This window comes from Cupriavidus cauae (assembly GCF_026210475.1).
Lineage (GTDB): Bacteria > Pseudomonadota > Gammaproteobacteria > Burkholderiales > Burkholderiaceae > Cupriavidus > Cupriavidus cauae.
In genome coordinates this window covers 1,289,781-1,302,624 of sequence record NZ_CP080293.1, presented here as the reverse complement: position 1 = coordinate 1,302,624, position 12,844 = coordinate 1,289,781, and the positions used below count along the sequence as shown (strand labels likewise).

Sequence of the window (12,844 nt, the reverse complement as noted above, 5' to 3'; positions counted from 1 at the left end):
ATGGATCGATGTCCTTGTGTGGTTCGGTGATCCGGTGATCCGGTGATCCGGCGATCCGGTGACTCGGTAACTGCGCGACCCGGCGCTCAGGCCCAGCCCAGCAAGGTCAGCAGCATGTCGATCAGCTTGATGCCCACGAACGGCACCAGGATGCCGCCGAGCCCGTAGACCAGCAGGTTCCGCCGCAGCAGCGCCGCGGCGCCCAGCGGCCGGTAGGCGACCCCCTTCAACGCCAGCGGAATCAGCACGACGATGATCAGCGCGTTGAAGATCACCGCGGACAGGATCGCCGACGCCGGCGTGGACAGCCCCATCACGTTCAGCAATGCCAGCTGCGGATAGGTCGTGGCGAAGGCCGCCGGAATGATCGCGAAGTACTTGGCGATATCGTTGGCGACGCTGAAGGTGGTCAGCGAGCCGCGCGTCATCAGCATCTGCTTGCCGATCTCGACGATCTCGATCAGCTTGGTCGGGTTGCTGTCGAGGTCGACCATGTTGCCGGCCTCCTTGGCCGCCTGCGTGCCGGTGTTCATCGCCACCGCCACGTCGGCCTGGGCCAGCGCCGGCGCGTCGTTGGTGCCGTCGCCGGTCATCGCCACCAGCCGCCCTTCGGCCTGGTACTGGCGGATCAGCTTGAGCTTGGCCTCGGGCGTGGCCTCGGCCAGGTAGTCGTCGACGCCCGCCTCGGCGGCGATCGAGGCCGCGGTCAGCCGGTTGTCGCCGGTGATCATCACGATCCTGATGCCCATCCGGCGCAGCTCGCCGAAGCGCTCGCGGATGCCGGTCTTGACGATGTCCTTGAGCTCGATCACGCCCAGCACGCGGATGTCGCTGCCCTGCTCGCCGCCTTGCTGGATACCCTGCTCGTCGGCCACCACCAGCGGCGTGCCGCCGGCGCGGGCGACCTCCTCGACCGCTTGCGCCACCGCATCGGGAAACTTGCCGGCGCGCTCGGCGACGTAGCGGCGCACCGCGTCGGCCGCGCCCTTGCGCACGTGCCGCACGTGCCCTCGTTCGCCGTCCTCGTGAACGTCGACGCCGCTCATCCGCGTCTGCGCGGTGAAGGGCACGAACTCGGCATGGCGCGGCGCCACCTCGGGGGTGCGCGGGTCCGCCTGCCGGCGGGCCAGCGCGACGATGCTGCGCCCTTCCGGCGTGTCGTCCGCCAGCGAGGACAGCCACGCGGCTTCGGCCAGGCGCGACGGCGCCACGCCGGGCGCGGCGATGAAGCGCGAGGCCTGGCGGTTGCCGTGCGTGATGGTGCCGGTCTTGTCGAGCAGCAGCACGTCGACGTCGCCGGCCGCTTCGACCGCGCGGCCCGAGGTGGCGATCACGTTGGCCGCCATCATGCGGCTCATGCCGGCCACGCCGATCGCGGACAGCAGGCCGCCGATGGTGGTCGGAATCAGGCAGACCAGCAGCGCCACCAGCACCGTGACGGTCACTGGCACGCCGGCCTTGGCGACCAGCACGCTGTAGACCGAGAACGGCTGCAGCGTCGCGGTGGCCAGCAGCAGCACGATGGTCAGGCCCACCAGCAGGATGGTCAGCGCCAGCTCGTTTGGCGTCTTCTGGCGCTTCGCGCCCTCGACCATCGCGATCATCCGGTCGATGAAGCTCTGGCCCGGGTTGGCGGTGATGCGCACCACGAGCCAGTCGGACAGCACGCGCGTGCCGCCGGTCACCGACGAGAAGTCGCCGCCCGATTCGCGGATCACCGGCGCCGATTCGCCGGTGATCGCGCTTTCGTCGACCGAGGCGACCCCTTCGATCACCTCGCCGTCGCCGGGAATCATGTCGCCCGCCTCGACCAGCACCACATCGCCGCGGCGCAGCGCCGTGGCCGCGCGCGGCTCGGTCGGGCCGCCGCGCCGGCCGTCCTTCAGCACACGCGCCGTCACCGTGGTGCGCAGTCCGCGCAGCGCCGCCGCCTGCTGCTTGCTGCGCCCTTCGGCCAGCGCTTCGGCAAAGTTGGCGAACAGCACCGTGAACCACAGCCAGACCGACACGGCCAGGATGAAGCCGGCGCTCTCGCCGCCGGCGGAGGTTTCGGGCGCGAAGGCCGCGCGCAGGAACAGGATCGTGGTCAGGATGCTGCCGGCATAGACCGCGAACATCACCGGATTGCGCAGCTGCTGGCGCGGCGACAACTTGCGCCAGGCCGCCACCAGCGCCGGCTTGAGCAGCTGCGGCGCGAACATGCCGCGCGCCGGGGCGCGATCGGAAAGCGCGGGTTGGCGATCGGTCACGGGCGTGCCGGCCGACACTTCGCCCGGATTGCCGCCGATCTCGGCCGCATTGGCCGTGGATTCTTGTTGCATGGGATCTCCGCAGTGCGCTAGAGAGGAGGGAGGAACGCCGACGCGGTCGGAACACGCGCGGCGTCCGATGTCATCAGGGGAACGCCCGGCTCATCGAACTGGCTCATCGAACTGCCTCATCGAACCGGCTCATCGAACCGAACCGGCTCATCGAACGGCGGCGCCCTGCAGCTGCTCGGCCACGGGACCGAGCGCGAGCGCGGGCACATAGGTCAGCGCACCGACCAGAAGCACGGTGCCCACCAGCAGCACCACGAACAGCGGCCCGTGCGTGGGCATGGTGCCGCCGCTGGCCGGCACGCGCTTCTTCGCGGCGAGGGCGCCGGCCATCGCGAGGACCGGGATGATGACCCAGAAGCGGCCGAACCACATCGCGGCGGCCAGCAGCGTGTTGTAGAAGGGCGTGTTGGCCGACAGGCCGGCGAAGGCACTGCCGTTGTTGTTCGCGGCCGAGGACAGCGCGTACAGGATCTCGGAGAAGCCGTGCGTGCCGGGATTGAGCACGCCGGCGCGGCCGGCCTCCATCGACACCGCCGCCGCCGTGCCCAGCAGCACCAGCAACGGCGTGACGAGGATCACCACGGCGGCCATCTTCATCTCGTAGGCCTCGATCTTCTTGCCGAGATATTCGGGCGTGCGGCCGATCATCAGGCCGGCGATGAACACGGCCAGCACCGCATACACCAGCATGCCGTACAGGCCCGAGCCGACCCCGCCGAACACGACCTCGCCGAGCTGCATCAGCAGCATCGGCACCAGTCCGCCGAGGGCCGTGAAGGAGTCGTGCATCGCATTGACCGCGCCGCACGACGCCGCGGTCGTGACCGTGGCGAACAGCGCCGATGCGGCCAGGCCGAAGCGCGTTTCCTTGCCTTCCATGTTGCCGCCGTCCTGCCAGGCCGACGCGAGGCTGTCCACCGGCAATCCCGCCAGCGCGGGGTTGGGCTGCTGCTCGGCCAGCGCGGCCACGCAGGCCATCGCGACGAAGATCGCGGCCATCGACGCCAGCACCGCGATGCCCTGGCGGCGATCACCGACCATCTCGCCGAAGGTGAAGCACAGCGCGGCGGGAATCAGGAAGATCGCCAGCATCTCGATCAGGTTCGCCAGCGCGGTCGGGTTCTCGAAGGGATGCGCCGAGTTGGCGTTGAAGAAGCCGCCGCCGTTGGTGCCCAGCATCTTGATCGCCTCCTGCGACGCGACCGGACCCATCGCCAGCGTCTGCCGGTCCGTGCGGACCGGCTCCGCGACGGGCCTGCCCTCGGCGTCCAGTACCGGCTGCCCGGCGGCATCGGTCTTCGGCATGGTGTACTCGACCGCGGACACCATCGACACCGGCTTGTAGGCGTCGAAGTTCTGGATCACGCCCTGGCTGACCAGGGCCAGCGCGATGACGGTCGCGATGGGCATCAGCACATAGAGCGTGGTGCGGGTCATGTCGACCCAGAAGTTGCCGATGGTCGCCGCGCTCTGGCGCGCGAAGCCGCGGATCAGCGCGAATACCACCGCGATACCGGTCGCCGCCGACACGAAGTTCTGCACGGTCAGGCCCAGCATCTGCGTCAGATAGGCCATCGTCGATTCGCCGGCATAGCCCTGCCAGTTGGTGTTCGCGACGAAGCTGATCGCCGTGTTGAACGCGGAATCGGGCGACACCGGGCCGAAGCCCTGGGGATTGAGCGGCAGCACGCCCTGCAGCCGCTGCAGGCCATAGACCACCAGCACGCCCAGCACGTTGAACGCGAGCACGGCGACGGCATACCGCTTCCAGCCCATCTCGGCATCGGCGCGTACGCCGGCAACGCGATAGAGCAGACGCTCGACGGGCCGACCCCATGCGGTCAAGGCGTATTGGCCGTCCTCGACGGCGCGGCGCAGATAGCGCCCCAGCAGCGGCGCCATCGTCAGCAGGATGGCGAGAAACAGGGCCAGCAGGCCCATGAACTGCGTGGTCATCAGAATTTCTCCGGGCGCAGCAGCGCGATCAGCAGATAGACGAACATGGCCGCGGCCATCGCCGCGGCCAGCAGATCGGTCCAGTTCATCGTTGCCCCCTGCCCGGGGTGGCACCGCACTGCGGCGGCGTGTCGTTGGCCGGCCCGTGCGGGCGCACATTCGCCGGCGCGCGCGGCGCCAGCACGACGCACAGCTGCAGCAGCACGGCACAGAGTCCGGCGAAGCCGAACAGTACGATCAGGAAAATCCCGTCCATGGCAAATACCGAGAGTGATACCGGCTTGCAGATTAGGGAGGGGCGGCTAAAAACGGGGTAGAAAGGTGGAGGGGTGCCGTAAAGAAGGTATAAAGATGCGGCAGAGGGCATCCGTCAATGGATTTGCCGCATTGTTTTGACAGCCCGGCACATGACCTGTATAACGGGAACCGCAGGATCTTCAAGCAAGCACGTCGATTACCGAGTTGGCCGCCCCCGGCTCCGCCACTTCTTCTCCATGTTTCTTCTTGATCGTCATGCCCCTCGGGACATTCGTCCGATGGGAACAATCCAGGAGATATACATGGATACCGGTACCGTAAAGTGGTTTAACGATTCGAAGGGCTTCGGCTTCATTACGCCGGACGCCGGCGGCGACGATCTGTTCGCGCATTTTTCGGAAATTCAGGGCAGCGGTTTCAAGTCGCTGCAGGAAGGACAGAAGGTGCGCTACGTGCGCGGCGTCGGCCAGAAGGGCCCGGCCGCCACGAAGATCGAACCGGTCTGACGCTTGCCACGAAAACCCCGCGCTTGCGGGGTTTTTTATTGCCGGCCTCTTTTTCTGCCTGTCGCAGCCAGCCGGCGTCCACGTTGTTCAACAGGAGCGATGCATGGACTCCCTTCCTACCGCCAGCTACAAGGGCTACGAGCTCTACCCGCTGGTCTACCGGCGCACCCCGGTGCAGACATGGCCGCGTACCAAACCCGAACTTGCTTTTGACGTCTCGGTGATGATCTGCATCGAAGGCCAGCCCCCGGGCAACGAGCAATCACGCCTGTACCGCCTGACCAGCGGCTCGTGCGAGAACGTCGGCACCGCCCGACGCGCCGCCGTCGACTACGGCCGCGCCATCATCGACGGCCTGGTCCCGACCGAAACGCTGCCTACGGCCTGAAGCGCCAAAGCGAGCCCGCCATGAGCGAAGCCGTCAGTTACCTCTGTACGTTGCCATGGGCCGGTACCAGCCTCGCCTACCATGTCAGCGTCAATTTCGCCGGTTCCGGCGAATGCGATTGCGTTCGATTCACCAGTTTCGTCGGCGTGGGCCGGCGCTCGTTCACGATCCGCGCCGATGCGGATGCGGATACGGTTGCGGCCCGCGGCACGCTGACCCGCGACGGCGAGGCGCTGTGCCGGCTGGCGATCGGCCAGGCGCTGCGCGACGCGCTGCACGACAAGACCCTCGCCGGCGATCATCTGCTCGACGCGCTGGCCGCCCCGTGGCAAGGGGAACTGCGCCCGGTACGATCGCGCGACGCCAGCCGGCCGGCCCGTTCGCGGCTGCAGTCGTTCGGCGTGTAAGGGGCGGGTAAAGGAACCGGGATAGAAGGACCAGCGCGTACGGTTCCGCGTATCACCGCCCGCACCGTCGATCTCGTTCAGCGCTCCCGCTGCTCGGCATCGGCGCCCGCCTGCACCGATTCGGCGCCCAGGCGCACCACTTCGATCCGATCGATGCGCCGTTCGGTCGCCTCGACCACCGTGAAGCGATAGCCGTCCAGATCGATCGCGCTGCCCACCGGCGGCACGATGCCGAAACGGTCCAGCAGCAGGCCGCCCAGCGACGCATAGCGCCCCTGGGATTGCGTCCACGGTTCGCCCAGCTCCAGCACGTGGGCGACCGCATGCAGATCGGCACTGCCGTCGATCAGCCAGCGCCCCTCCCCCGCCGCCGCGATGGTCGGAAGTTCGTCCTCGTCGGGGAATTCGCCCGCGATCGCTTCCAGCACATCGACCGGCGTCACCACGCCCAGCACCGCGCCGTATTCGTCGGTCACCAGCACCAGCTGGCCGCGCGACGCGCGCAGCGTCTCCATCAGCGGCAGGATGCGGATCGATTCCGGCACCACGATCGGCGGCCGCAGGCTGGCTTCGTCGATGCGGCCTTGCTCGGCCAGCGTGCCGATCAGGTCCTTGCCGCGCGCGACGCCGAGGATATCGTCCAGCTGCCCGCGGCAGACCGGAAAGAAGCTGTGCGGCGTGGCGAGGATCTGGCGGCGCAGCGTGTCGGCGTCCTGCTCGATATCGATCCACGACAGTTCCGAGCGCGGCGTCATGATCGAGCGCACCGAGCGTTCGGCCAGCGACAGCACGCCGCTGACCATGGTGCGCTCCTCCGGCGCGAAGGCCGGTGGCGCGGCGGTGTCGCGCCTGATCGGCTCGCCGGCCTCGCCCTCGGCGGCCCGGCGCGCGCCCAGCAGGCGCAGCACCGCATCGGCGGTGCGCTGCCGCATCGGGCGGCGCGCCTCGTAGCGCAGCAGATTGCGGCGTGCCAGCTGGTTCAGCGCCTCGATGCCGACCGAGAAGCCGATCGCCGCGTACAGATAGCCCTTGGGGATATGGAAGCCGAAGCCGTCGGCGACCAGGCTCAGGCCGATCATCAGCAGAAAGCTCAGGCAAAGCACGACCACGGTAGGGTGCGCATTGACGAAGCGCGTCAGCGGCTTGGATGCAAACAGCATCACCGCGATGGCGAACACCACCGCGACCATCATCACGCTCAGATGGTCGACCATGCCGACCGCGGTGATCACCGAGTCCAGCGAGAACACCGCGTCCAGGATGACGATCTGCGTCACCACCAGCCAGAAGCCGGCATAGGCAGGCTTCTCGGTCTCATGGTGGGACTTGCCCTCGATCCGCTCGTGGAGCTCCAGCGTGGCCTTGACCAGCAGGAAGATGCCCCCGCCCAGCAGGATCAGGTCCCGCCCCGAGAATTCCAGCGGCCCGAGCGCGAACAGCGGCCGCGTCAGCGTGACCAGCCACGACATCACCGACAGCAGACCCAGCCGCATGAACAGCGCCAGCGACAGGCCGATGATGCGTGCCTTGTCGCGCTGCTCCGGCGGCAGCTTGTCCGCCAGGATCGCGATGAACACCAGGTTGTCGATGCCCAGCACGATCTCGAGCACGATCAGCGTCGCCAGGCCTATCCAGATCGTGGGGTCAGTCAGCCATTCCATGTGGGCATCGTCGCGTGGGGAAGGAGCAAGGGGGGACGCTGCGCACGGAACGGGAATGGCCGCGGCAGCCGGATACGCCACAGTGTAGGGCCTGGGCCGGCTACCGCGTCAATAGGTGGGAGGATGACAAGACCGCGGCGCGCCTTCGATCAGGCAGCCGCGCGCGCCGGTGCCCTGCCGGCGGGACGCGCCAGCTGCAGATGGTCGCGCAGCGTCGCGCCCGTGTACTCGGTGCGGAAGATGCCGCGCCGCTGCAGGATCGGCACCACGCCGTCGACGAAGTCCTGCAGGCCGTCGGGCAGTGCATCGGGCATCAGGTTGAAGCCGTCGGCGGCGCCATCGCGGAACCAGTGCTCGATGTCGTCGGCGATCTGCTCGGGCGTGCCGACGATCACGCGGTGCCCGCCGCCGCCCGCCAGCTCGCGGATCAACGCGCGCACCGTCAGGTTGCGCCCTTTCGCCGCGGCCAGCGTCGCGCGGAAGAACGTGTGGTTGCCATTGGCCGGCACCGCCAGATCGTCCGGCAAGGGCGCATCGAGTTCGAGCCGCCCCACCTCGATGCCCAGCGTGCCGGCCAGGCGGTTCAGGCTGTAGTCCCACGGAATCAGATCGACCAGCGCATCGCGCCGTTGCCGGGCCTCGGCCTCCGTGGCGCCGATGATCGTGGTCAGGCCCGGCAGCACCTTGACGGCATTCGGGCCGCGCCCGAGCGCTTCCGCCCGCGTATTGATCGCACGCCGGTAGGCCAGCGCCTCCTCGAATGACTGCGCCGCCGAGAACACGGCCTCGGCGTGGCGCGCCGCCAGCTCGCGTCCATCGTCGGAACCGCCGGCCTGGAACAGCACGGGATGGCCCTGCGGCGGCCGCGGCAGGTTCAGCGGTCCGTGTACGTCGAAGAACGCGCCGTGATGGGCCACCGGCTGCAGCCTGCCGGTATCGACGAAGCGCCCGCCGGCCTTGTCACCGATGAAGGCATCGTCCTCCCAGCTGTCCCACAGCGCCTTGACCAGCGCCGTGAATTCGTCGGCGCGCGCATAGCGCTGGCCGTGGTCGGGCGGTGCGCCGCGGCCGAAATTGCGCGCCGAGCCCGCATCGGCGGTGGTCACCACATTCCAGCCGGCGCGGCCGCCGCTGACATGGTCCAGCGTCGCGAAGCGCCGCGCGATGTTGTAGGGCTCGTTGTAGCTGGTCGATACCGTGGCGACGAGGCCGATGTGCGTGGTCGCGGCGGCGACGCAGGCCAGCAGCAGCGTCGGCTCCAGCGCGGTGATCGGACGGAAATGGATCTGGTCCGCGATCGAGGCGTTGTCGGCGAGGAAGATCGCATCGAACTTCGCGGCCTCGGCGATGCGCGCGACGCGGACGTAGTGCTGCACGTCGACGAAGGCGCCCGGATCGCTGGCGGGCAGGCGCCATGCCGAAGGCACGAAGCCGGAATGCAGCGCGTTGATGTTCAGGTGCAGCTGGCGCGAGGGCGCTGTCGAGGTCGTTGTCGGTTTGATTGTCGTTGCCATGGCTCATCTGCCGGTGTTCAGAACACCCGGCCCTCGGTCAGATGCGTGGTCTCGCCGTTCAGGTGGTAGGCGCCGATAACGCGCGCCTTGTGCAGCAGCGGGTTGTGGCTGGAGATCGTGCGCAGATTGCGCCAGTGGCGGTCGAAGTTGTAGCGCTTCGCCGTGAACGACGCCCCGCCCGCCTCGAACATCCGCTCGCCGACGTGCAGCGCCAGCTTGCTGACCACCAGCTGCGTCTGCGCGGTGGCCAGCGCGCCCTGCAGCACCAGCGCCTCGGCATCGTCGGCGCCCGCCTGCAGCGCGTCGGCCGAGCGGTCCAGCACGCGCGCGTTCTCCCGGACCAGCGCGTCGATCGCGTGGCTGTGCGCGGCCAGGTCGCCGATGACCTGCTGGATGACATGGTCCTCGCGCGCGGACGGCGCGGGACTGTGCAGCGCGGGACGGCCATGCCGCTGCACGTAGTCCCGCGCATCGGCCCACGCGTTGCGCACGATGCCGGCGGCCACCGCGACCAGATGCAGCTGCCGCAACGCGCCGCAATGGCGGCCGACCAGCGTGCTGTTGCCGCGCCGGGTCACCTCGTCGGCAAATACCTGCACGTTGTCGAGCACCAGGCTGCCGCTGGCCGTCATGCGCTGGCCCATGCCGTCCCAATCGTCGACCACGCCGAAGCCGGGGCGATCGGTCGGAATCACGATCGACGCATCGGCGCCGTCGGCATCCTTGACGTTGATGCGCGCGTAGTCGGCGAAGGCCGTGCCGGTCGAGTAGTACTTGCGGCCCGACAGCCGGTAATGGTCGCCGTCGCGGCGCAGCGCCGTGGTGATTTCGCCGGGCCGGGCGGTGCCGACCTCCGTCGACGCCCCGCCGAAGATCGCGCCGCCGACGACGCGCCGCACCTGCAGGTCGTTGAAGGCCGAGCGCGGCGACAGGCGCAGCGCCTCGGTCTGATCGAAATGGATGCGCAAGGCATGCGCGACGTTGGACTCGTGCGCCGCGATGGTCGCGATCACCTCGAACAGATCGACCAGCGAGCCGCCCAGCCCGCCCTGCTCCACCGGAATCCGCAACAGGCCCAGGCCCGACTGCCGGAACAGCGCGAAGCCCTCATAGGGCAGCAGGCGCCGGGCCTCGCGCGCCGCGGCATCGGTACCGATCTTCTGCGCGAGCTCGGGCAGCGACTCCAGCGCCGCGCGCAGGGCATGGCGCGCATCGAAGTCCAACGGGGCATTCATTGGCGGGTCCTCTCGTCTGCAATACGAGCCTGAGAGGATAGGGACGGGACCTGCGGAGGGGAACGAAGGAAACGGGATATCGATATCCGCGGCGACGTTCTTTGGATAGGAGCGCGCACAGTCGCGCCGCCGAAATGCCATCCGCCGATGAACGCCACCCAATGAAAAGAGCCCGCATGAAGCGGGCTCGATCGGATGCCGGTGAAGCGCGGAACCTGGACTCAGAACGGAATATCGTCGTCCATATCCTCGAAGCCGTTCGACGGCGACTGCTGCGGCCGGCGTGCGCCGCCCTGGCCGCCACCACCGCCCTGCGCACCGCCACGGCCGCCGCCACCGCCATAGCCGCCGCCCGACGATTCGCGCGCGTAGCCGCCGCCTTCCTCGCCGCCGCCGCCGCCCTGGCGCGAGCCCAGCATCTGCATCTGCTCGGCGACGATCTCGGTGCTGTACTTGTCCTGGCCGGACTGGTCCTGCCACTTGCGGGTACGGATGCGGCCCTCGATATAGACCTGGGAGCCCTTGCGCAGGTACTGGCCGGCGATCTCGGCGAGCTTGCCGAAGAAGGCCACGCGGTGCCATTCGGTCAGCTCCTTCATGTCGCCGCTCTGCTTGTCCTTGTAGCGGTCCGTGGTGGCCAGCCGGATATTGGTCACGGCATCGCCACTGGGCATATAGCGCGTTTCGGGGTCCGCGCCGAGGTTGCCGACGAGGATGACTTTGTTGACGGATGCCATGAGGTGTTCTCCGAGAACCGCGCCCCGATGGGCGGCGCGGCAATGTGCTGACTGATTTGACTCTTTCGACTGATTTGCGCCCGGCGCGCCGATGGTAGTGCGGCCCGGCGCCGGAAAGCGTTTCCGCGTGATGCGGCCGTTGCCGTGGACCGCCGTGGACCGCGCTGGAGACGTCGTGCCCGGCAGGCCGCCGCGTCAGTGCGCCGGCTGCGGCTCGCTGTCCGGGCCGCCGTGGCGGACCCTGGCGGGCGGCGGCTTCATGCCCCAGGCGATTATAAGCCAGAGCACCAGCACGGCCGCGCAGCCATGGAAGACCGCGCTGCGGCCGGCGTGCTGCAGCAGCCAGCCCCCGACGGCGCCGCCGAGAAACAGCCCGATCGCCTGGGTGGTGTTGTAGACCCCGAGCGCGGCGCCGCGCGAGGCCGCCGCGTAGCGCGACACCAGCGAGGGCTGCATCGCCTCCAGCACGTTGAAGGCGACAAAAAACAGCAGCAGCACCCCGACGATCGGCCACAGGCCATGCACCGCGGCGAACAGCAGCTGCACCGCCGTCATCAGCGCGACCGCGCCGAGCAGCACCGGGCGGATCCGGCCGTAGCGCTCGGCCGCCATCATCGGCGCCAGCATCAGCAGGAACGACACCAGCACGACCGGCAGATAGACCTTCCAGTGCGAGTCGACCGGCATGCCGGCATCGGCCAGCATGCCCGGCACCACCATGAACATCGCCACCTGGGAGGCATGCAGCGCCAGCACGCCGACGTTCATGCGGGCCAGATCGGGATTGAGCAGCACCTTCGGCAATACCCGGTGCAGCGGCAGCTGGTCCGGGTGGGGCGGCGGCGGAGTCGGCACCAGGAACAGCGTGACGGCGATCGCCAGCAGGCCGAGCACCGACATCAGCGTGAAGATGCCCGGCATGCCGATGGTGCGCAGCAGCGGCGAGGCAATCACCAGCGACAGCGCGAAGGTCAGGCCGATGCTGCCGCCGACCATCGCCATCGCCTTGGTGCGATGGCGCTCGCTGGTCAGGTCGGCGATGCAGGCGGTGATCGCGGCCGAGATCGCGCCCATGCCCTGCAGCGCGCGGCCGGCGATGATGCCGGTCAGCGTGTCGGAGAACGCCGCCACCAGCCCGCCGGCGACGAACAGCAGCAGGCCCCCGACCATCACGGGCTTGCGGCCGATGCGGTCGGACAGCCAGCCGAGCGGGATATGCAGGAAGGCCTGCATCAGGCCGTAGATGCCCATCGCCAGGCCGATGCGCTGGGCGTCATGGCCATCGGGCAACGTACGGGCGTATTCGGCGAAGACCGGCAGGATCAGGAACAGGCCCAGCATGCGCAGCGCGAAGATGCTGGCCAGCGACACGCTGGCGCGCAGTTCGATACGGCTCATCCGTGCGGAGACCGTGCCGGCTGTTCGTTCGGCACCATCGGCCGCGGCTGGGGAAGAAGACTGGGTCGACGGCATTGCGCTCGTGGGGACTCGGGGGAGACGGGTGGCCGGCCATGCGCCGGGCCCCGCGCCGCGGTGCGCGGCCATGCCGGGGCGCCATGCGAACCGCCACCGTGGCCACCGTGCCGGGCGCCGGAGCCGCGCCCCCTCGCCGGCAGGGGGCAGAGGCAGGGGCAACCCCGGAAACCGAAGTTCGGTATATTAGCAGGTTTGCTCCCGGCGCCAGACGCCGGATCGGCGGGAAGTGGCCCGGGCTGGCGAGGAAAATCGGCCAGCGGCACGGACGTGGCGGCCAGCGGTGGACAGGTTGCGGCAGGCAGCGGCCGAGGCAGCGGCAGATCGCCGCAGAGGCCGGCAGGCAAAGGCAAAAGCCGCGGCCGAAGCCGCGCCAAGACGGCCGCCG

Annotated in this window: 12 protein-coding genes; 3 read left to right on the top strand and 9 right to left on the bottom strand. The window is 68.9% G+C overall.

Features of this window, described 5'->3' with window-relative positions; all coding sequences use genetic code 11:
* Positions 1-86: 86 nt before the first annotated feature.
* The 4 genes from kdpB to KZ686_RS05845 form a co-directional block, all read right to left on the bottom strand.
* Positions 87-2,321, bottom strand: coding sequence for a potassium-transporting ATPase subunit KdpB (kdpB, locus tag KZ686_RS05860; RefSeq protein ID WP_407648515.1), 2,235 nt, complete (start codon positions 2,319-2,321; stop codon positions 87-89).
* Positions 2,322-2,468: 147 nt separating this feature from the next.
* Positions 2,469-4,277: a potassium-transporting ATPase subunit KdpA gene (gene kdpA / locus KZ686_RS05855; protein WP_226108577.1), complete on the bottom strand. Its 1,809-nt coding sequence runs from the start codon at positions 4,275-4,277 to the stop codon at positions 2,469-2,471.
* Positions 4,277-4,366: a K(+)-transporting ATPase subunit F gene (kdpF, locus tag KZ686_RS05850; protein WP_149320133.1), complete on the bottom strand. Its 90-nt coding sequence runs from the start codon at positions 4,364-4,366 to the stop codon at positions 4,277-4,279. The genes kdpA and kdpF overlap by 1 nt, the downstream gene beginning before the upstream one ends.
* A complete protein-coding gene (locus tag KZ686_RS05845; RefSeq protein ID WP_190286441.1) occupies positions 4,363-4,533 on the bottom strand; it encodes a hypothetical protein in 171 nt (56 codons plus the stop codon). The genes kdpF and KZ686_RS05845 overlap by 4 nt, the downstream gene beginning before the upstream one ends.
* A gap of 304 nt (positions 4,534-4,837) precedes the next feature.
* Here KZ686_RS05845 and KZ686_RS05840 point away from each other — a divergent pair, with 304 nt between their 5' ends.
* The 3 genes from KZ686_RS05840 (at position 4,838) to KZ686_RS05830 (ending at position 5,836) form a co-directional block, all read left to right on the top strand.
* Complete coding sequence (locus KZ686_RS05840) at positions 4,838-5,041, top strand: cold-shock protein (protein ID WP_149320132.1); 204 nt, start codon at positions 4,838-4,840, stop codon at positions 5,039-5,041.
* Between the two features lie 103 nt (positions 5,042-5,144).
* Positions 5,145-5,429, top strand: coding sequence for a hypothetical protein (locus KZ686_RS05835; protein WP_149320131.1), 285 nt, complete (start codon positions 5,145-5,147; stop codon positions 5,427-5,429).
* Positions 5,430-5,449: 20 nt separating this feature from the next.
* On the top strand, positions 5,450-5,836 hold the full coding sequence (locus KZ686_RS05830; RefSeq protein WP_149320130.1) for a hypothetical protein: 387 nt from the start codon (positions 5,450-5,452) through the stop codon (positions 5,834-5,836).
* 77 nt (positions 5,837-5,913) lie between these two features.
* Here KZ686_RS05830 and KZ686_RS05825 read toward each other — a convergent pair whose 3' ends face one another.
* From KZ686_RS05825 to KZ686_RS05805, 5 genes are all read right to left on the bottom strand, one after another.
* Entirely contained in the window at positions 5,914-7,497 is a 1,584-nt protein-coding gene (locus KZ686_RS05825) for a TerC family protein (protein WP_265633215.1), read from the bottom strand.
* A gap of 149 nt (positions 7,498-7,646) precedes the next feature.
* Positions 7,647-9,011, bottom strand: coding sequence for an LLM class flavin-dependent oxidoreductase (locus KZ686_RS05820; protein WP_265633214.1), 1,365 nt, complete (start codon positions 9,009-9,011; stop codon positions 7,647-7,649).
* Between the two features lie 17 nt (positions 9,012-9,028).
* Complete coding sequence (locus KZ686_RS05815) at positions 9,029-10,246, bottom strand: acyl-CoA dehydrogenase family protein (RefSeq protein WP_265633213.1); 1,218 nt, start codon at positions 10,244-10,246, stop codon at positions 9,029-9,031.
* 221 nt (positions 10,247-10,467) lie between these two features.
* Positions 10,468-10,983 (bottom strand): single-stranded DNA-binding protein, encoded by a 516-nt coding sequence (locus KZ686_RS05810; RefSeq protein ID WP_149320126.1) that lies wholly within the window; start codon positions 10,981-10,983, stop codon positions 10,468-10,470.
* Positions 10,984-11,178: 195 nt separating this feature from the next.
* Positions 11,179-12,456: an MFS transporter gene (locus KZ686_RS05805; protein WP_149320125.1), complete on the bottom strand. Its 1,278-nt coding sequence runs from the start codon at positions 12,454-12,456 to the stop codon at positions 11,179-11,181.
* Positions 12,457-12,844 lie beyond the last annotated feature (388 nt).

Bases quoted from the DNA above. Each gene is read 5' to 3' on its own strand.
- kdpB (WP_407648515.1), bottom strand. From the start codon at position 2,321: ATGCAACAAGAATCCACGGCCAATGCGGCCGAGATCGGCGGCAATCCG.
- kdpA (WP_226108577.1), bottom strand. From the start codon at position 4,277: ATGACCACGCAGTTCATGGGCCTGCTGGCCCTGTTTCTCGCCATCCTG.
- kdpF (WP_149320133.1), bottom strand. From the start codon at position 4,366: ATGAACTGGACCGATCTGCTGGCCGCGGCGATGGCCGCGGCCATGTTC.
- KZ686_RS05845 (WP_190286441.1), bottom strand. From the start codon at position 4,533: ATGGACGGGATTTTCCTGATCGTACTGTTCGGCTTCGCCGGACTCTGT.
- KZ686_RS05840 (WP_149320132.1), top strand. From the start codon at position 4,838: ATGGATACCGGTACCGTAAAGTGGTTTAACGATTCGAAGGGCTTCGGC.
- KZ686_RS05835 (WP_149320131.1), top strand. From the start codon at position 5,145: ATGGACTCCCTTCCTACCGCCAGCTACAAGGGCTACGAGCTCTACCCG.
- KZ686_RS05830 (WP_149320130.1), top strand. From the start codon at position 5,450: ATGAGCGAAGCCGTCAGTTACCTCTGTACGTTGCCATGGGCCGGTACC.
- KZ686_RS05825 (WP_265633215.1), bottom strand. From the start codon at position 7,497: ATGGAATGGCTGACTGACCCCACGATCTGGATAGGCCTGGCGACGCTG.
- KZ686_RS05820 (WP_265633214.1), bottom strand. From the start codon at position 9,011: ATGGCAACGACAATCAAACCGACAACGACCTCGACAGCGCCCTCGCGC.
- KZ686_RS05815 (WP_265633213.1), bottom strand. From the start codon at position 10,246: ATGAATGCCCCGTTGGACTTCGATGCGCGCCATGCCCTGCGCGCGGCG.
- KZ686_RS05810 (WP_149320126.1), bottom strand. From the start codon at position 10,983: ATGGCATCCGTCAACAAAGTCATCCTCGTCGGCAACCTCGGCGCGGAC.
- KZ686_RS05805 (WP_149320125.1), bottom strand. From the start codon at position 12,456: ATGCCGTCGACCCAGTCTTCTTCCCCAGCCGCGGCCGATGGTGCCGAA.